Origin of the sequence: Sporosarcina sp. NCCP-2331, assembly GCF_023707945.1 — a bacterium.
Lineage (GTDB): Bacteria > Bacillota > Bacilli > Bacillales_A > Planococcaceae > Sporosarcina > Sporosarcina cascadiensis.
The window spans coordinates 1-16,754 of the sequence record NZ_BRCD01000043.1 but is presented as its reverse complement, the minus strand read 5'-3'; the positions used below and the strand labels follow the sequence as shown (position 1 = coordinate 16,754).

At 42.6% G+C, this 16,754-nt stretch carries 19 protein-coding genes; 17 read left to right on the top strand and 2 right to left on the bottom strand.

The window, feature by feature from the left end:
* Positions 1-49 precede the first annotated feature (49 nt).
* The 14 genes from NCCP2331_RS17165 to NCCP2331_RS17105 all read left to right on the top strand — a co-directional run bounded on the left by NCCP2331_RS17165 (position 50) and on the right by NCCP2331_RS17105 (position 13,501).
* Positions 50-238 carry a hypothetical protein gene (locus tag NCCP2331_RS17165; RefSeq protein ID WP_251671962.1) on the top strand — a complete coding sequence of 63 codons (189 nt, stop codon included), beginning with the start codon at positions 50-52 and terminating at the stop codon, positions 236-238.
* Between the two features lie 33 nt (positions 239-271).
* Complete coding sequence (gene gpG / locus NCCP2331_RS17160) at positions 272-598, top strand: phage tail assembly chaperone G (protein ID WP_251671961.1); 327 nt, start codon at positions 272-274, stop codon at positions 596-598.
* 80 nt (positions 599-678) lie between these two features.
* Complete coding sequence (gene gpGT, locus NCCP2331_RS18495) at positions 679-783, top strand: phage tail assembly chaperone GT (protein ID WP_376776835.1); 105 nt, start codon at positions 679-681, stop codon at positions 781-783.
* A 33-nt stretch (positions 784-816) separates the two neighbouring features.
* Positions 817-5,898 carry a phage tail tape measure protein gene (locus tag NCCP2331_RS17155; RefSeq protein ID WP_251671960.1) on the top strand — a complete coding sequence of 1,694 codons (5,082 nt, stop codon included), beginning with the start codon at positions 817-819 and terminating at the stop codon, positions 5,896-5,898.
* Positions 5,895-6,704 carry a phage tail family protein gene (locus tag NCCP2331_RS17150; protein ID WP_251671959.1) on the top strand — a complete coding sequence of 270 codons (810 nt, stop codon included), beginning with the start codon at positions 5,895-5,897 and terminating at the stop codon, positions 6,702-6,704. Before NCCP2331_RS17155 ends, NCCP2331_RS17150 begins: the two co-directional genes overlap by 4 nt.
* 17 nt (positions 6,705-6,721) lie before the next feature.
* Positions 6,722-9,481 (top strand): hypothetical protein, encoded by a 2,760-nt coding sequence (locus NCCP2331_RS17145; protein WP_251671958.1) that lies wholly within the window; start codon positions 6,722-6,724, stop codon positions 9,479-9,481.
* Positions 9,481-9,642, top strand: a complete 162-nt coding sequence (locus NCCP2331_RS17140) for a hypothetical protein (protein ID WP_251671957.1) — start codon at positions 9,481-9,483, stop codon at positions 9,640-9,642. The genes NCCP2331_RS17145 and NCCP2331_RS17140 overlap by 1 nt, the downstream gene beginning before the upstream one ends.
* A gap of 47 nt (positions 9,643-9,689) precedes the next feature.
* A complete protein-coding gene (locus tag NCCP2331_RS17135; RefSeq protein WP_251671956.1) occupies positions 9,690-9,842 on the top strand; it encodes a hypothetical protein in 153 nt (50 codons plus the stop codon).
* Positions 9,843-9,856: 14 nt separating this feature from the next.
* Positions 9,857-11,578: a phage tail protein gene (locus tag NCCP2331_RS17130; RefSeq protein WP_251671955.1), complete on the top strand. Its 1,722-nt coding sequence runs from the start codon at positions 9,857-9,859 to the stop codon at positions 11,576-11,578.
* A 17-nt stretch (positions 11,579-11,595) separates the two neighbouring features.
* Positions 11,596-11,784 (top strand): hypothetical protein, encoded by a 189-nt coding sequence (locus NCCP2331_RS17125; protein ID WP_251671954.1) that lies wholly within the window; start codon positions 11,596-11,598, stop codon positions 11,782-11,784.
* An 82-nt stretch (positions 11,785-11,866) separates the two neighbouring features.
* Complete coding sequence (locus NCCP2331_RS17120; RefSeq protein ID WP_251671953.1) at positions 11,867-12,037, top strand: hypothetical protein; 171 nt, start codon at positions 11,867-11,869, stop codon at positions 12,035-12,037.
* Between the two features lie 107 nt (positions 12,038-12,144).
* Entirely contained in the window at positions 12,145-12,531 is a 387-nt protein-coding gene (locus tag NCCP2331_RS17115) for a hypothetical protein (protein ID WP_251671952.1), read from the top strand.
* Between the two features lie 15 nt (positions 12,532-12,546).
* Positions 12,547-12,792 (top strand): phage holin, encoded by a 246-nt coding sequence (locus NCCP2331_RS17110; protein ID WP_251671951.1) that lies wholly within the window; start codon positions 12,547-12,549, stop codon positions 12,790-12,792.
* Between the two features lies 1 nt (position 12,793).
* Positions 12,794-13,501 carry a M15 family metallopeptidase gene (locus NCCP2331_RS17105; RefSeq protein WP_251671950.1) on the top strand — a complete coding sequence of 236 codons (708 nt, stop codon included), beginning with the start codon at positions 12,794-12,796 and terminating at the stop codon, positions 13,499-13,501.
* Between the two features lie 151 nt (positions 13,502-13,652).
* On the opposite strand, the gene NCCP2331_RS17100 is transcribed toward NCCP2331_RS17105, so the two are convergent.
* Entirely contained in the window at positions 13,653-14,252 is a 600-nt protein-coding gene (locus NCCP2331_RS17100) for a hypothetical protein (protein WP_251671949.1), read from the bottom strand.
* A gap of 381 nt (positions 14,253-14,633) precedes the next feature.
* On the opposite strand from NCCP2331_RS17100, the gene NCCP2331_RS17095 reads away from it, so the two are divergent.
* The 3 genes from NCCP2331_RS17095 (at position 14,634) to NCCP2331_RS17085 (ending at position 16,253) form a co-directional block, all read left to right on the top strand.
* Positions 14,634-15,491, top strand: coding sequence for a ParM/StbA family protein (locus NCCP2331_RS17095; RefSeq protein ID WP_251671948.1), 858 nt, complete (start codon positions 14,634-14,636; stop codon positions 15,489-15,491).
* Positions 15,488-15,736 carry a hypothetical protein gene (locus NCCP2331_RS17090; protein ID WP_251671947.1) on the top strand — a complete coding sequence of 83 codons (249 nt, stop codon included), beginning with the start codon at positions 15,488-15,490 and terminating at the stop codon, positions 15,734-15,736. The genes NCCP2331_RS17095 and NCCP2331_RS17090 overlap by 4 nt, the downstream gene beginning before the upstream one ends.
* Positions 15,737-16,103: 367 nt before the next feature.
* Entirely contained in the window at positions 16,104-16,253 is a 150-nt protein-coding gene (locus NCCP2331_RS17085; protein ID WP_153723209.1) for an Lmo0850 family protein, read from the top strand.
* A 140-nt stretch (positions 16,254-16,393) separates the two neighbouring features.
* On the opposite strand, the gene NCCP2331_RS17080 is transcribed toward NCCP2331_RS17085, so the two are convergent.
* Positions 16,394-16,732 carry a zinc ribbon domain-containing protein YjdM gene (locus NCCP2331_RS17080; RefSeq protein WP_153723210.1) on the bottom strand — a complete coding sequence of 113 codons (339 nt, stop codon included), beginning with the start codon at positions 16,730-16,732 and terminating at the stop codon, positions 16,394-16,396.
* Positions 16,733-16,754 lie beyond the last annotated feature (22 nt).

Genomic DNA, 16,754 nt, shown 5'->3' with positions numbered 1-16,754 from the left:
GTTCGGCGTAGCGCATCCAGCAGCAGAAGATCCGGAAGGAGTGTAATCCATGAAGAAATTTACAGTCTTACGAGATTTTACGGATTTGAAAGATAAAAACAAAGTATACCGAAAAGGCGATATATACCCTAGTCCTGCAAATAAAAAAGTGGATGAAAAGCGAATCAAAGAATTGTCTTCCACAAAGAACAAATTAGGTAAAAAAGTAATCGAGGAAATCAAAGAAGAGCAGGAATAATTCCTGTTCTTTTTATATTAGGAGGAAAATATCATGTCGAAAAAAATTGAATTAGTAATTGACTTTGAATCAGGTGAAACGAAAACATTTCATCAGCCGGCCCACATCAAAGGTTCAGTTGCATTGGAAGGTATCGAAATTGGCCAGGCGATTAATAAAAAAGGCGAATCAGATATTGAACGTTCTGATATCGAAAGAATTGCTGATTTTGTAGCAGATCAATTATACGGCGGTAAATTTACACGCGAAGAATTAATAGATGGACTCCATGCGCCGCACTTATTAGAAACTCTTATGGAACAACTTCAATCCGTTTTCGGTGATGATACGGGAAATTTTACGAAGGAGAAGAAGGTTTAACAGATGCCGACTTCACTTTTGAAAAGCAAAAAGAATATTTTAATGTGTTAGTCAAAAGCCTCTTAGATGCAGGTTGGAAGATGAGCGAAATCATGGATTCTCCGCTCTATTATTTGATCGAAGTATTAGCAGAAAAGAATAAACCGAAACAACAACAATCCTTGATCGCCGCGTTTGGTGGTTGAGGATTTTTTACTATTGAGGGAAGGAGGTAAACCATGGCAGAACGTATAGAAGGACTTTCCATTGGTTTGTCACTCGACACCATTAAAATTGACACAGGCCTGCAAAGCTTGAAATCAAAACTTACAATGGTCAATTCCGAAATGAAAAACAATATGTCTGCATTTGATCGTGGTGAAAAATCAGTAGCCAAATATCAGACGCAGCTTGACGGTTTAAATAAGAAAATTGAAGTACAAAAAGCTGTTACCGCTGCCGCCCAAAAGAACTATGAAAAGATGGTCAAAGAGCACGGTGAGGGTAGCAAGGAAGCGGAGAAAGCCGCTACTCAATACAACAATCAGGCCGCCTCTTTAAACAACTTAGAGCGCTATGTGGACGGCGTCACAAAAGAGATGAAAGAGTTTATAGAACAACAGCGAATAGCGGAATCCAGTTGGGGTAAATTCGGAACTAAAATGGATGAGATGGGTTCCAAGTTAACCGCGATGGGCGATAAAATGAAAAAAGCCGGAAAAAATATGTCAATGTATGTGACGGCTCCTATTGTTGGTATTGGAGCGGCGGCGATTAAGGTCGGGGCAGACTTTCAAGAAGGTATGTCGCAAGTTTCAGCGATTTCAGGAGCGACAAGTACAGAAATTGCGTCACTTGAAAAGCAAGCCAGAGATTTAGGTGCAGCGACACAGTTTTCCGCAAAAGAAGCAGCTGACGGAATGCAGTTTCTCGCAATGGCTGGATTTAAAACAAACGACATCTTAAAAGCTATGCCGGGTATGCTTGATCTTGCCGCTGCAGGAGCGTTGGAATTGGGTAGTGCTGCCGACATTGCGTCGAATATTTTGAGCGCTTTTTCAATTGACGCCGCTGAATCTGGACACGTCGCTGATGTACTGGCAGCAGCTGCTGCTAACGCCAACACAGATGTCTCTCAGCTAGGTGAGGCAATGAAGTATCTTGCCCCTGCCGCTAACTCATTGGGATGGTCACTAGAAGATTCTACAGCAGCAGTAATGGCTTTAGGTGATGCCGGTATTCAGGGGTCGCTAGCCGGTCAAGCTTTCGGTTCTTCACTTACACGCCTAGCAAATCCCACAAAGAAAATGGGAAAGGTGTTAAAGGCAACCGGGGCAGAATTTTTTAATGCTGAAGGCGTCATGAAAACCATGCCGGAAATAATTAAAGAGTTAGAAGTGGGTATGGAGGGAATGACGCAGGAGCAAAAAGCGGCAAACCTGACTACTTTATTTGGCGCTAACGCTTATAAACATTGGGCTGTGTTGTTAGAAAAAGGATCTGCAGAATTGCAGGTCAATAAAGAAATGCTGGAAGGCGCAGACGGTGCCGCTGCCCAAATGGCGAAAACTATGAATGATAACGCCAAAGGCGATATTAAAATATTTCAATCCGCTATGCAAGAATTAAGTATTCAAATTTACGAAATACTGGAACCATCTATCCGAAAAATCATTCAATCTTTAACTGGACTTGTAGAAAAGTTTCAGCAGATGCCTAAAGGAACGAAAGTAGCGATTGTGGCGATATCCGGAATAGCTGCAGCGATTGGTCCAGTATTAGTTGTACTGGGTACATTAACAGCTGCATTAGGTGGTATTATGACGGCGATAGCGCCAGTAGCAACCGCGATAGCCGGGGCAGGAGGATTGGCTGCGGCGTTCGGTACGGCTGGTGCGTCTGTACTGGCATTCGCAACCGGTCCAGTAGGTATAGCAATAGCCGCTATTGCAGGCATTGGGATAGGCGCTGTGGCACTCGGAAACAAACTCAAAAAAGATGCCATTCCTGAAGTGGACAGATTCGGTAAAGGCGTTTCTGCTGCAACAAAAGAAGCACTTGGAGGTTTCTTCGATTTATCAGACGGAGCCAGTGAACAGCTTAGTAAGATGACCATTAATGGTAAAGCTGTCACACAAGAAATGGCTGACAGTATATCTGGTAAGTTTAAAAAGATGAACGCGCAGATTTTGGACAATATGCAGAAACAGCATGGCGAGCAAATTAAGGAAATGGAATCATTTTTCTTAAACTCTTCAGCTCTGTCCAATGAACGTGAACAAGAAATTTTAAACAAGCAAAAACTTCGAAATCAACAACGCGAAGTTGAACAAAAGTATGCAGAAGGCCGCATACAAGAAATTTTACAGAACGCCGTTAACCAAAAGCGAGAAATCACACAGAGTGAAAAAGATCAAATTAACGCCATTCAATTGAAAATGAATGAGACTGCCGTACAATATTTAACCGATAATCAGCGCGATCAAAAAGTCATCTTGGAAAATATGAAAAATCAAGCTGCTGATCTATCTGCTAGACAGGCTGTAGAAGTAGTAATGAATTCTGCTACTGCTCGCGATAAGGTAATCAAAGATGCCGAGAAAAAATACAACGATACTCTTGCCTTTGCTATTAAAGAAAGAGACGAAAATGGTTCGATTAGTGAAGAAGAGGCAAGCAAGATTATCCAGGAAGCCAAAAAGAAACGTGATTCAAGTGTCAAGTACGCACAAGACTCCCACAAAGAAGTTGTAAAAGAAGCCAAATCCCAAGCGCAAGATCATGTGAACGAGGTGGACTGGGAGACTGGCAAAATTCTTAGCAAATGGGATGTCTTCAAAAACAACATTAAGAAGAAAACGCAGGATGCGGGCCAGGGCGTAACTGATGTATTCGGCACCATGTGGAAGAATGTACAAGACAAGATTAGTGCAGGCATTGGAACTATCACTAGTTTATGGAGTGGTCTGAAAACGAATTTCTCATCTAAAATTTCAGACATGAAATCGACATTTGATACACTAGGTGAATTCCTTAAACCGAGTTTAGAAGCCTTGAAAAACTTCTTCTTGGATATCTCAGTGAAAATTGCAAACTTCGCCAACAATGAGGGCGCTCAGCTTGTAGAGGCATTCAAAAATATCGGCAGCGTTATAGGCGTTGTAGTGAAAGCAATATGGACAGTCGTTAAATTTGCGTTTGACCAAATATTAACCGTCATAAAGTTTGTTATGCCAGCCGTGCTTTTCATTGTTGAAACAATATGGGGCAATATAAAAGGTGTCATTAAAGGCGCCTTGGATGTGATTATGGGTGCCGTAAAAGTATTCAGCGGATTGTTCACTGGCGACTTCAAAAAGATGTGGGAAGGCGTCAAACAAATATTTTCCGGAGCGATCACATTTGTATGGAACTTTATCCAATTGCAATTTTTCGGAAAGATATTGAGTGGCGCAAAGCTGTTCATCGCTCCGTTTAAATCAGGATTTTCTGCTATGTGGAAGGCTGTAACGGAAATATTTACGAAAGCCGGAACTGGAATATCTAGTTTCCTAAAAAACACATGGGATTTAATTAGTCGGACAACCACCACTACGTTCAATGGTATTTCTAAGTTTTTAAACACCATTTGGACAACGATTTTAAACTTTATCAAAACGACTATAAATGCCATTTTCAACGGAATAAAAACAGTGTGGACGAGTATTTCAAGCACTACAAGCAATATTTTCACCAATATTTTTAACACGATTAAAAACATTTTCACCAATATATTTAATTCTATCTCCACTGCCGTTTCCAATATATTATCCAAAATTACAACTAGCTGGAATACCGTAAAGACAACAACTACCAAAGCGTTCACGGATGTATTCAACACTATCAAGAACCGATTCACTGACATTGTCGAGGCGGCCAAAGCGTTGCCGAAACGTATTGGTGATGGTATAGGTTCTATGGCATCAAAGGTTACTACCGGGGTCACTAAGGTAGTTAATACTCTTGCTTCCACACTTGGTAAAGGGATAAACGGTGTAATCGGGGGTGTGAATTGGGTACTCGGGAAGATCGGTGTTAAGACACTTGTTCCGCTGTGGGACATTCCGAGATATGCAGCTGGAACCAAGGGGCATCCGGGCGGGTTAGCTGTTGTAGGAGATGGGCGGGGTAGAAATGCAGGCCCTGAACTTATCCAAACACCAGATGGAAAAACTGCATTAAGTCCAGCAAAAGACACATTGGTAAACCTACCTAAAGGAACACAGGTGATGTCCGCCCTTGACACTCGTAATATTTTAGGAAACGTCCCGAAATACGCTAAAGGTATAGGAGACATTGCTTCTCACGCTTGGGACAAGACAAAAGATGTTGGTAAAAAAATAGCTGATGTCGCGCTTGATGTTTTTGATTACATTAAGAATCCTGGAAAGTTACTAGATCTGGCTATGAACGCAGTCGGCGCTATTGTCCCGAGTGCAGGGAATTTTGTCGGCGATATGGCTAAAGGCGCTTTCGGAATGGTCAAAAAGGGCGCTGTCGAGTTTCTAAAAGGTAAGCTTGCGGAATTTGGAGAATCCAAAGGTTCTGGTTTCGGCCCTCCTTTCCGTCTGAACTCTCGCTATGGTTGGCGCATCCATCCAATCACAGGCGTCAAAACCTTCCACAGGGGCGATGATTGGGGCGCTCCATCCGGCACACCAATACCAAACCAGGTAGCAGGAACGGTTGTTAATTCCGGTTACATGGAAGGCCGTGGGAATTACGTCCGTATTAAATCCGGTATTATGGAACGAATCTATCAGCATAACTCTCGTAACTCTGTGAGAGTTGGTCAATCTGTCGGCAAAGGTCAAACAGTCGGATTAGTCGGATCAACTGGATGGAGTACAGGCCCACACTTGCACTATGAAGTGTTTAAAAACGGCGTGAATATTGATCCACAAGGGTTTGCTTCAGGTGGTTATATCGGAAAATCAGGAATGTATAACCTGGCTGAAGAAGGTCACGGTGAGTTTGTTATTCCTACCGATCCGAAACGTCGTCCGGATGCCATGAAATTATTAGCATTGGCCGCTAAATCTATTACAGGCGGCGGAGGCAACAATGTTCGCCCGTCTGGGATGAGTGGTAATGGTGGGGTATTTGAGAGTTTGCTCGCAGCTACATTGGAGCAAAACAGAATACTCATGCAGCTGTTGCAGAAAAATCCCGATGTATATTTGGACGGTCAATTAGTCGGTCAAGGAGTTTATGATACTGTGGACGGCATGAGTTATGACAAAGCTTCTGCTTCTGCATATATGAAAGGGGTGAGGGTGTGAGTTTGATAAATCTTTATGATTTAAACGGTAATAAACTAGACTTAAACGGTTATAGTGGATTGCGGCTTACAGTCCCATCACCATCGTATGATATTGAAACGGAAACCATTGACGGACAAGGCGGTGCTATTGTAGTTGATAAAAAATTACAATCCCGTCAGTTGACCGCTGAATTTTATATGAAAGCGAAAGATTATACCGACTCCCTTCTATTAAGAGACGTAATTTATCGTCAAATAAATGAAGCGGAATTTTTTGTTTCGGAATCGACTCTTCCACACAAACGATGGAAAGTGCAGTTTTCTGATGCTTATGAAATGGATCGGTTAAATCATACGATGCAGACGTTTAGTGTTCCCTTAACGGCTATGAGCGGTCTTGCTGAATCGGAAGGAACGACACTCGATCCTCTCACTTTTGATGCGGAGACATGGCAAGTTGGGCAAGGATTAGTCCTTGAAGAACCTAAGTACACACACCAAATGACTGCATTCAGCATTTTTAACGCTGGCGATGTAATGATCGATCCACGTCAATTCCCGCTGAAAATCATCTACAGGGGAGCGTCTAGTAATCTGCAAATCAGAAACGATACCACAGGTGATGTGTGGGCGTACTCAGGCAGTAGCGGAGCAAGTGACCAGATTATATTAGACAGTGTTCGCTCAATAAAAAATGGCTCAAGTATCTTCAGAGACACCAACAAGAAATTAATAACCATTGCGTCAGGATGGAACGACTTTACCTTAACCGGTACGAGTGGTTCTTTTTTGATTTCTTTTGAACATCGTTTTTATTACTACTAATGAAAGGAGTGACCGCTTTGAAATACAGAACTATTGGTCCTAGTTTAGACCGTGATCACCGAAACGATTTAAACTATAACTTCCAACAAATAGAAGATGACATTCAGAACTCGAAAAATATTTCCGATGCGAATAAACAAGCGCTACTAGCCGAACTAGCCCGCGTAGAACGTGAATCAAAAGAGCGTGACGATCTGCTTGCTGGCGAATCGCTAGACGCACTCTTACAGTCAATTGCTGATGCTAAACAGACTGCATACGATGCAGCTGCTGTCGCCAATTTATCTGCCACTAATGCAGAGGGCAAGGCTGGCTATGCCAATGAACAAGGTGACTATGCAAAAGAACAAGGTGATTATGCCAAACAAAAAGGTGACTACGCGGACGAGAAAGCTATTGCAGCTGATGCGGCCGCTGCTCATGCATACGAAGAAGCATCTAATTTAGACGGACTAAAGATAGCTGCTACTGATGCTGCACAGGCCGCAAACGTTGCCGCAGATAAGGCTGTCGCCTCTGTTACAGACATTCAAAATCTTGAGGGTGTAGGCGATTATGAAGCTTCTAAACAGTATTTAAGAAACAACATCGTCCGATTTGACGGTTCTGCTTACATTGCTGTTATAGACAGCATCGGTAAGCCTGTCACTGATGGTGCGTATTGGCGCAAATTAGTTGATCGTGGAGAACGTGGTTTGCGCGGAGAACAGGGAACTCCCGGAATTCAAGGTGACCCTGGGGAAAAGGGGGAGACCGGGGCCGGTGTTAAAATAATCGGAAGTCTGACAAACGAAGATGAATTGCCTGCATCTGCTAATGAGGGGGACGGATATTTAATTCCGGGGACCGACAGCACCGGAAGTCCTGTGAAAAATATATTTGTTTGGGATGGTACAGCATGGGTAAATGCCGGGAACATTCAAGGTCCGCGCGGTGAACGCGGATTGCAAGGTTTGCCCGGTGAGAAAGGAGATCCATTCGTCTATGAGGATTTCACGCCCGAACAACTACTCTTATTAAAAGGGGATCGTGGAGATACTGGTCCGAAAGGCGAACCCGGAGAGCAGGGTTTGCCTGGTGAAATGCAGGACTTAACGCCAATTGAAACCCAACTCGATAACCACGAGTCAAGATTGAATAACGTGGAATCGCAAGGCGTGCGTGCTTCATCTGATTTGAAAGGTTTAAATCGTGAGGTCGCATATCTAAAACTTGTCCAAGACGCCACGGCGGAAGGAAAGGAACGTTTGCCCGGCGGAACGGTATTTGCCGACAATATGAGCGGGGATCGTTTTGGTTTTGAATTGAATGAATCCGAAAGCCAGAACATCAAAATTAAGAACGGCAAGATGTTGATGATTGAAGATGTGGAAGTACCTCGTTCAGCTGTTGATGAAATTGTGGTGAATCAAGCTTACTCTACAGCGGGTAACGGCGGGCGGAAGATTGTTCGGTTGGATAATGGGTGGTTAGTTGCTCTTGTTTATAACGGCAGTAACGCTTGGTTTACTTATGTGAAAAAGAGTTCTCAATCAAATTGGGAAGAGGCGTGGTTTAGAAAACCCAATAATACATTAACAGATTTAACAATACAATCGTATGGCAATAGAGTTACTATTATCGGTGTATTCGGGAGTCCAGCGTTTGCCTTAGAAGCATTCACATTTGATGCTATCACGACTAGTTTCGGTGATCTGGTGTCTAAGTCTAATGCCAAACGTGTTACATTGGACACCGGACAAACCGCAATCGGCAACGTCTCCCTAGCCATCGACAAAGAAACCGGTCACCTACACGCTGCATGGGCGAGTAAAAACGCAACCTATCCGAATAGCTTTAATATCCGGTATGCGAAGAGTGTGGATGAGGGTAAAACGTGGAGTGCGGTGGAGCAGGTTACTGGTAATAGTGCAGGAATTGATAATAATTCACCTAGCATTGTAATACGAAACGCTATACCTTTAATTTTTATGAGTAGACAACAACCCGAATATAAAAAATATAGTATACATTGCTATAGTAAATTGAACACATCGTGGGTTCTTACGCAAGTTACCTCACTAGCTTATAACCAATCCAACCCATCCGCAGTCGTTGATAAAGACGGTGTGATTCATGTGGTATGGGAGGGATACGATGCAGAAATCGGAACTACTCAAAACATTAGATATTCCAAGAGTATAGACGGAGGTGTATCTTGGACTCCGCAAGTTAGATTAACAAACGAAAACAGTAGTAAAAATCAATACGCCACATCAATAACGGTTGACAGTAATAACAGTCTGTTCGTTTCTTGGACTAATTACAACGGCTCTTTCGCAAAAATATCATGCAAAACATCGCGAAACGGTAGTTGGTCACAAGTGAGAGATATAACTACCAATGCAAGTGGCAACTACAAAGAGCCGTCAACACTTCATGACACTACTATTGCATTCGGGGACACTCCGCTAGTCATTTACATGACACCTTCATCCGTTTCGTTCAGCGGTGAATGGTCTGAGTTCGTGGAAGAACCAAGAACCACAGCAAAAGCCGTCTATGATATTCCTTCCACAGATTTCGTAGGTGCGTTCGTAGAGAAAACAGGCGACGTAGAATTAGAAGCCTATCTAAATGATGAAATAATGGACAGCGAACTGGAAGCTAACGAATATCAATTCGACAAGTCACTATCCACTAAAGCACCTGCAAAATTACGTTTGGAATTATCTCGCACGGCTACAACAGGCGGAGAAGCGGATGCAGTTACTCGTATATTAGGAGGTCGGTCATAGTGTCCAACAGAAAAATTAATTTTCCTACTCCTGAAGAAAAACGTATTGCTGAATTAGAACGAGAAAACAAAATCTTACAAGCGCAGAATCAAGCTCTGTCTGACCAAGCAGATTTCCACGAAGAAGTCCTAACAGAAATTATCCTGACGATTACGCCATGAGAAAGCTTATATTAAAACTAACTATCAAATTATTAGGAGATGACGAAATGATGGCATTACTATTAGCGCAACGTGTTATTTTATCTAAATTGGATTTTGAAACAGTACCCAGCACACTGAAACCGCAAGTGTACGAGCATCTGAAAGACAGCGGAGTGGAATTTCTAGCAGGGGAATATACACCGCCTGAACAACCCTGAAATGAGGTGACCAAATGCTATACGTCACAGACCTAAACGGTAATACGGAGCCGCTTAATCACATACAAAGAGTCGAAATCAATGAAGAAGTAAACGGGGCATTCACGCTCGCGCTTACTTCTTTTTTTCATGCAAACAATCCGGGACATGCGTTGATTGAAGAAGAATCAGTCATCCACACTGGCGACTATGATTTTCGAGTGAAGCAGTTGAAAGAGAACAAAGGACGTAAAGAGATTATTGCGCTTTCCACATTCTTTGATTTAGTCGGTCATAGGCAAGATGATATTTACGGTGGTACTCGCACATTTAACGAATTTGCTTCATTCGTCTTTGCTGGCACTGGCTGGACATTTGAAAGTGTGGATGTCAGCGGCTCACAGTTCATTCCAAATTTCGGCACAGATAATGTAATTAAATTGATTACTGCACTCTGTAAAGTGTACGAATGTGAATATAAAATACTGCCCGGCAACCGCGTACAATTTGCCAAGCAGATCGGCCCGGACAATGACGCACAATATCGCTATGGACATAATGTGCAGACGCTCTCCAAATCGGTTGATACAACAAACTTACGCACTGTCATTAAAGGATTCGGCGGCAATGGTTTAGCCATTACGTATACTTCACCTTATGCAGAAAAGTATGGTGAAATTGAAGCTGGTCCATTGGAAAATGAGGATTACTTTACAGCGGATGAAATGCTACCAGTGTTGAAAGAAGAATTGCAAGATTACCCGGACGTTACTATTGAATTGGACTCTATCGAACTGACAGATAAAGAAGTCGGGGAACGCGTCTGGCTGATTTATGAACCAATGGACATTGAATTCCAAACACGTGTAATGAGTAAGAAATCAACAATCCGTAACGATAAATGGGTAACGCTGTCCGTCACGATTGGTAATACTGTACCACGCAGCCTGTCAGATATATTAACCGATGTAAATATTAACATTGACGAAAATAACAAACGTACGAAATCACGCATTGAGCAGACCAATGATCGTATTGAATTAGCCGTAGAACGCTTCGCTGGTGAAATGTTAGAAGCTTACTCGAAAATCGAATTGACCGCTGATGAAATCCGTCAGGAAGTAGCCGTGATTAACAGGGAACTTGAAGAAGGTATTGAAAATAGTAATTCCTTGATTAGCCAGACTGCGACACAAATACGTCAGGAAGTAAATACAGAGGTTAGGCGTGTGGATGGCCGTGTTGATAGTGCTAACTCTTCTATTACACAACTAGCCAGTCAGGTATCTATTAAAGCAGATTCTTCCACAGTTTCGGCGTTAGGAACGCGTGTAAATAGTGTTGAATGGAATCTCGATGCTGCTAACGCACAAATTAGCCAGAAGGTCAGCCAGACGGATTATAACGGCAATACTATTGTCTCTATGATTAATCAGACGCCATCTTATGTAGAAATAAATGCAAGCAAGATCAATCTAGTCGGAGCCGTTACGGTGCTGTCCGACATAAGTGGCAACCTTGGTACCATCACAGCCGGCAACATTAACATATGGGAGTCTCTGTATGTCGGAGCCGGACTGTATTTGCGCGGTGGTGCAGGAGGTAACTATACCGGAATCTACTTCGGCAGCACACAGATCATGCAGGATTCTTCCGGTTGGTTAGTGTATACAGGAGGTATGCGCGGACGCAACGCTGTTATGGAATTTACGGGTAAAGTAGACTTTTCGAGAGCAGAAGTTGTTGGATTAAAATAATTGGAGGTTTTTACAAAATGGAAATTAAAATTTATTTAAATAACGGATTAACTTTTTCTGCAAACGCACCTGAATTTGACGGAACTAAATTTGCTCAAGGAATAAATGATCCTCAGATGCAAGTCGCTTCTTTTGGTGACATTGTTATTAATAAGCACGCCATATTGTTAATTGCTCCCGCTGATGTAGTGACACCTAACGAATAAGGGTTAATTGACCTAACATATGACGTGACTTTGTTCCTCTTTAATTGTAAGATGATTACAAGAATGAGAGGAGAGGTTTGTTTTGAAAAATGAAGACATGATGAAATTTCTTGAAGGTACTGAATTAACGGAAGAAACAAAAGTGGCTATTTGCAAGTTGATTCAAGCAAACAATGAGCAACTCAAAAAGGACATGCCCGGAGTAGATAAAAAAGATTGGGAAAGTTATAAAAATAGACGCGGCGCAAGATAAAATGCTATGTAAGAACGTTCCAACCCGGAGCGTTCTTTTTTATATCCATTTATAAATAGAAAAGTGTGGTGGGGTGAGATATGACACAATCAGAGGAGGAGCAAACTATGCTCGAAAGACACGATGAACTGATACACCATGATATTCTTCCGCGACTGGAGAAGGTCGAGAAAGCGCAGATAGATTTTAATACACAGGTCGAGACTATCGCAGGTCAAGTGCAAGAAATCAAATCGTCGCAAACAAATTTGGAACTGACAGTGATGAAGGACGGACAGGAAACGCGCGGCATCCTGAACAAATTCGTTGACCATTATTTCGCGGCAGACAACCAGCGAATGCAAGCGCAGAGTGACGTCATCCACAGAGATGAACGGATTACGCTGAAACGCTTTTCTACACGAGAAAAGATCGTGTTGGGTATAGTCGGAGCATTTGCCGGAACAGGCGGAATACTAGCAGGCATAGCGGGCTTGCTTCAAATATTGAGATAGTGGAGTTGATTAATTATGGATGGAAAACTTAAAGAATATGCAACATTATTCGGAGGATGGCTATCAGCTATCCTTTTATTTTTGGGTACAATCGGGATTGCGTTCGATTGGTTCAATCAGGAAAGTATCGATGCTTTTGTAGTGGTACTCATGGCGAGTGTGCCGCTTGTTATTATCATATACAGCGTGTGGAAGAATACGTATGTCAGTAAAAAAGCCAGACGTCAGGAAGAAGAATTGAAACGTAAGGGGCTGAAATAATATGAGCGTTACACAAACATGCCGTGACGTTTCCGAATTATCGTCAGTCGCGCAGACGGCTATCAAGCTTCTGTTTCAGGAGTTTTATAAAGCCGGAATTACAGACGTTTTTGTAACGGAAACATACCGTTCACAAGCCCGGCAAAAGTATCTATATGCACAAGGCCGAACTAGACCAGGCAATATTGTCACATGGACATTAAACAGTAACCACGCCAGTCGTAGAGCCTGGGATATTGCTGTAGCGCCGCCTAAAAGTTTGTATGATGTCGCTACATTAAATAGAGCGGGAGCCGTCGCTCGTAAGTTGGGCATTACGTGGGGCGGAGACTGGGCAGCTAAAAATATTGATCGTCCACACTTCGAGGTGCAGCCGTCCTGGAAGATGCCAAAAGGATATAAAATTGAAGGTACGGTGACGATCCCGACAAGCAGCAACACGTCTGTAAATTTGGTTACTAATGTAGCCGCAGTAGGCAAACCGAAGGAGGATGAAGACGAATTGAAATTTTCAAGCCCGTCCGCCCGTGCGTTATGGGAGACTATGATTACCAGTAAAGCGCAACGTGAGATTGTTATTCAGGCTGCAGTCGAAGCGGGATATTCAGAAAACTGGATCAAGGATTTAGAAGACGGCAAAGTAGAGCCTGGGGATCTTGCCGGATTGATGGCTGGGACATTAGTAAAAATGCACAAGCAAATTAAATAAGTATTGTAATTGTCAGATAACTGTATTATGATGAGATCAGTCGGAACCTCAACCGACTGAAAGCTTTGGAATTCAATAAAAAGCGACTCTATCCTTAATTGGACGGAGTCGCTTTTTTTATTTGTCTAAATACGACCGCGTGAGCAGTCGCTTATTTATCCCACCGATTAACTAAAAACTCATTGACTGATTCTTTAACTTTACCCATGCCAGCCACTGCATCATCCATTAAAAATGACAGCAAGCGGCCCCACGATATGACTTCTTCTTCTCCAGTAGAGTTGAGTACCTTCATTATTTTTTGTAATTCCTTCATTTGATTCGCATCGATATTCTTCATTAAATATTCTTCCACATACTCATTTACAAAATCGGGATCAGTCAAGCAAGCATTTATCAATAGAGCGCACATCCGGGCAACCGTGCAATCAGCAGCGTATGAGAGGGCGTTTATATTATCGTAGGTTTGATTACAAAAGCGGACGGATATTCGTTTGGTCAATCCTTTAAATCTACGACTGACAGGTGGTTGATCTGTGTGACCGATATAGACTGTGTTGTCTAATCGGATGTCACGCCTAAAATGTATCGATAGCATGCTGATTATCCGTTTATCTTTTAATCCACGCAGACAAACTTCTTCGCCAATCGTCTTGATAGGCAATCCAGTAATTTTATGCAGTCTGTGGATGCAGCTGAACACATCGATAGGCAGCGTCGGTTGGATCTCCCTCTTCTTATCTGACCGCACCTTTCTACTTCCCTTCCCCACTCTCTCATCCCTTCGTTTTGTCGTTACAACATCCGCTATACGTCCATTTGTTAGCGGGGTTAATCTATCATATGCGGCGGGGGAGAGGTGGTATGTATAGTATTTGCTATACCTGGGCAGACTGTTGGCAGAGGTGATATAGATGATCCGATATATAAAGGCTGCCGATCTTGCTAAAGCAATCAATGAGCATGGCCGTAAAAATGGAATACCCGCTAAAAAGAAACCAAAGAAATGAGCCGATAAATATCTGGCTCTTTTTTATGCATAAAAATAACTCGCTACCCATAGGATGTATTACAAGCGCATTACCAAACCAGAAAGTGTACTACATGCGCATTACATGGGGAGGTTTTATACATGGGTAAATTAATTTTAGGCATCGATGCAGGCAATCACAAAGCAAAGGTTGCGGGTCCTTATGGTACGGATAGTTATCGGACGGCCATCTGTGATTGGTTTGAGAGAGATATTGTGGAAGTCCACGGAGCAGATGACATGGAATTTGATATTAATGGCCGTAAAGGTTTCGCCGGTAGTATAGCAGTCTACGAGGATGAGTTCGGGGGCGGCTCCATGTTTGGCGATACTAAGGCTCATGAAGATACTAAGATTCGTGTGTTACTCGCCATCTATCGTTATGGTAAAAAGTATGGTATTGATATAACAGATGTTAGCCTGGTGACAGGACAGCCGATCATTTCCCACAAAGAGAAGGATAAGAAAAGAATCCAAGACATGCTCACAGGACATCATAGCTTTACCGTCAATGGCGATGATGTAGAGTTTAATATAGTAGATGTCGGCGTTGGTGCGGAGGGTTCAGGCGCATTCTGGGCAGACGTACAAGCGGGCGCTTTACGAATAATAGACATCGGCAGTGGCACGGTAAATGCGGCCACTATAATCGATAAACGATACATTAATAATGCTTCATCAACTTTTAATTTCGGGATGGAGACAGTCAACAATAAAAACTTATCCAGCCTAGCACGCGGGGTGATACTCAATACGACTAAATTAAAGTGGGATCGAGCGGATAACGTTCTGGTATGTGGAGGAATTGCAAAGGATATATTGCCATTCATTGAGAAACACTATTCTAAAGCTGAACTATTGAAGCCAATACTGCAAGAGGGTAGCCATACCACTATTGCCGATCCAGTCTTTGCAAATGCCATCGGATTTTACAAATTAGCAAAGGGTGCGTTTGGATGACTCGTAAAATAAAGACGGTTAGTTTTAGTCTGGTTAGTGAACACGACGCAGCACTGTTGGAATATGCGGAGGATGAAAAGCGCGGCAATTTTAGCCAATATGTAAAAAGGTTGATTGCTCATGATATGAAAAGCACACAGCGCTCAATCGAATGGAATCAGATAGCTGCTGATAGTGGGCAAGTGCCAGATGATGACGGTGGGGTGTTTGCTGATGTGGAGGATACTATGAGTGGGTTTTTGTAAAAGGAGAAAGAGGGCGGCCGATTGTGGCTACCCTCTTTTCGAGTGACATAAAAGTGACCAAGACAGGATATTTACATAAATCAAGATACTTTTTATCACATCTAGTTAAAGTAAAAGCACTCTCAAACCGTTTAAAACACTGCTATTTACAGTTACTTAAATAAATTTACAGTAACTTTGGCAATTGTAACATAAATGAAAGATTAAAACTCCTTTCAGAGTGGTATGATAGGGATAACAGAGTCAAAGACGTGAAAATCGATTTGTCTGAGAGTCTGATGTCTTAAAATTGACACAAGATTGATCCGGAAAACCAGAACTTCATGAACAGACAAAACGTCTATATTATTAACTCAGGAAGGTTGAGGTGGAAGAAGTGGCTAAAGAAATGGATATAAAGAAGATTATTTCCAACTTGGCAAAGCTTGGCGTTTCCGCAACACTCACAAAATCTAGAAGTGACATGCTGCAAGCCCTGACGCCTGTCGTACAATCACCGCCCGTACAACCCAATTAAATGTAATCTGTAACAAAAAGATCGCCCCCGACGCTTTTCGGAGGCGATCTTTTTGTATGGTTTGAATTATGCCTTTCAAAGTCGGAATAAGGTTTTGTGGTTACTTATCTCAACTTTGCAGCAGAGAGGATATCAGCCTTTTAAATCTTCTTGACAAACTCCGATTTCAGCTGCATCGCGCCGAATCCGTCGATCTTGCAGTCGATGTTGTGGTCACCGTCGACTAAACGGATTCCCTTCACGCGCGTCCCCATCTTCAGCGCATTAGAACTTCCTTTCACTTTCAAGTCCTTAATCACGCTGACCGTGTCGCCGTCCTGCAAAACATTACCGTTTGCATCTTTCACTACAGCATCTTTCTCGGCTTCTTCCGTAGATTCAAGCGTCCATTCATGAGCGCATTCCGGGCAGACCAGAAGGTTTCCGTCCTCATAAGTATATTCGGATCGGCATTTTGGACAATTTGGCAGTGTTGACATAAAAAAACCCCCTTTCCTATAC

Excerpts from the sequence above, each read along its gene's own strand:
- NCCP2331_RS17115 (WP_251671952.1), top strand. The coding sequence starts at position 12,145 with ATGCTCGAAAGACACGATGAACTGATACACCATGATATTCTTCCGCGA.
- gpGT (WP_376776835.1), top strand. The coding sequence starts at position 679 with ATGAGCGAAATCATGGATTCTCCGCTCTATTATTTGATCGAAGTATTA.
- NCCP2331_RS17090 (WP_251671947.1), top strand. The coding sequence starts at position 15,488 with ATGACTCGTAAAATAAAGACGGTTAGTTTTAGTCTGGTTAGTGAACAC.
- NCCP2331_RS17110 (WP_251671951.1), top strand. The coding sequence starts at position 12,547 with ATGGATGGAAAACTTAAAGAATATGCAACATTATTCGGAGGATGGCTA.
- NCCP2331_RS17105 (WP_251671950.1), top strand. The coding sequence starts at position 12,794 with ATGAGCGTTACACAAACATGCCGTGACGTTTCCGAATTATCGTCAGTC.
- NCCP2331_RS17080 (WP_153723210.1), bottom strand. The coding sequence starts at position 16,732 with ATGTCAACACTGCCAAATTGTCCAAAATGCCGATCCGAATATACTTAT.
- NCCP2331_RS17135 (WP_251671956.1), top strand. The coding sequence starts at position 9,690 with ATGATGGCATTACTATTAGCGCAACGTGTTATTTTATCTAAATTGGAT.
- NCCP2331_RS17155 (WP_251671960.1), top strand. The coding sequence starts at position 817 with ATGGCAGAACGTATAGAAGGACTTTCCATTGGTTTGTCACTCGACACC.
- NCCP2331_RS17130 (WP_251671955.1), top strand. The coding sequence starts at position 9,857 with ATGCTATACGTCACAGACCTAAACGGTAATACGGAGCCGCTTAATCAC.
- gpG (WP_251671961.1), top strand. The coding sequence starts at position 272 with ATGTCGAAAAAAATTGAATTAGTAATTGACTTTGAATCAGGTGAAACG.
- NCCP2331_RS17095 (WP_251671948.1), top strand. The coding sequence starts at position 14,634 with ATGGGTAAATTAATTTTAGGCATCGATGCAGGCAATCACAAAGCAAAG.
- NCCP2331_RS17165 (WP_251671962.1), top strand. The coding sequence starts at position 50 with ATGAAGAAATTTACAGTCTTACGAGATTTTACGGATTTGAAAGATAAA.
- NCCP2331_RS17125 (WP_251671954.1), top strand. The coding sequence starts at position 11,596 with ATGGAAATTAAAATTTATTTAAATAACGGATTAACTTTTTCTGCAAAC.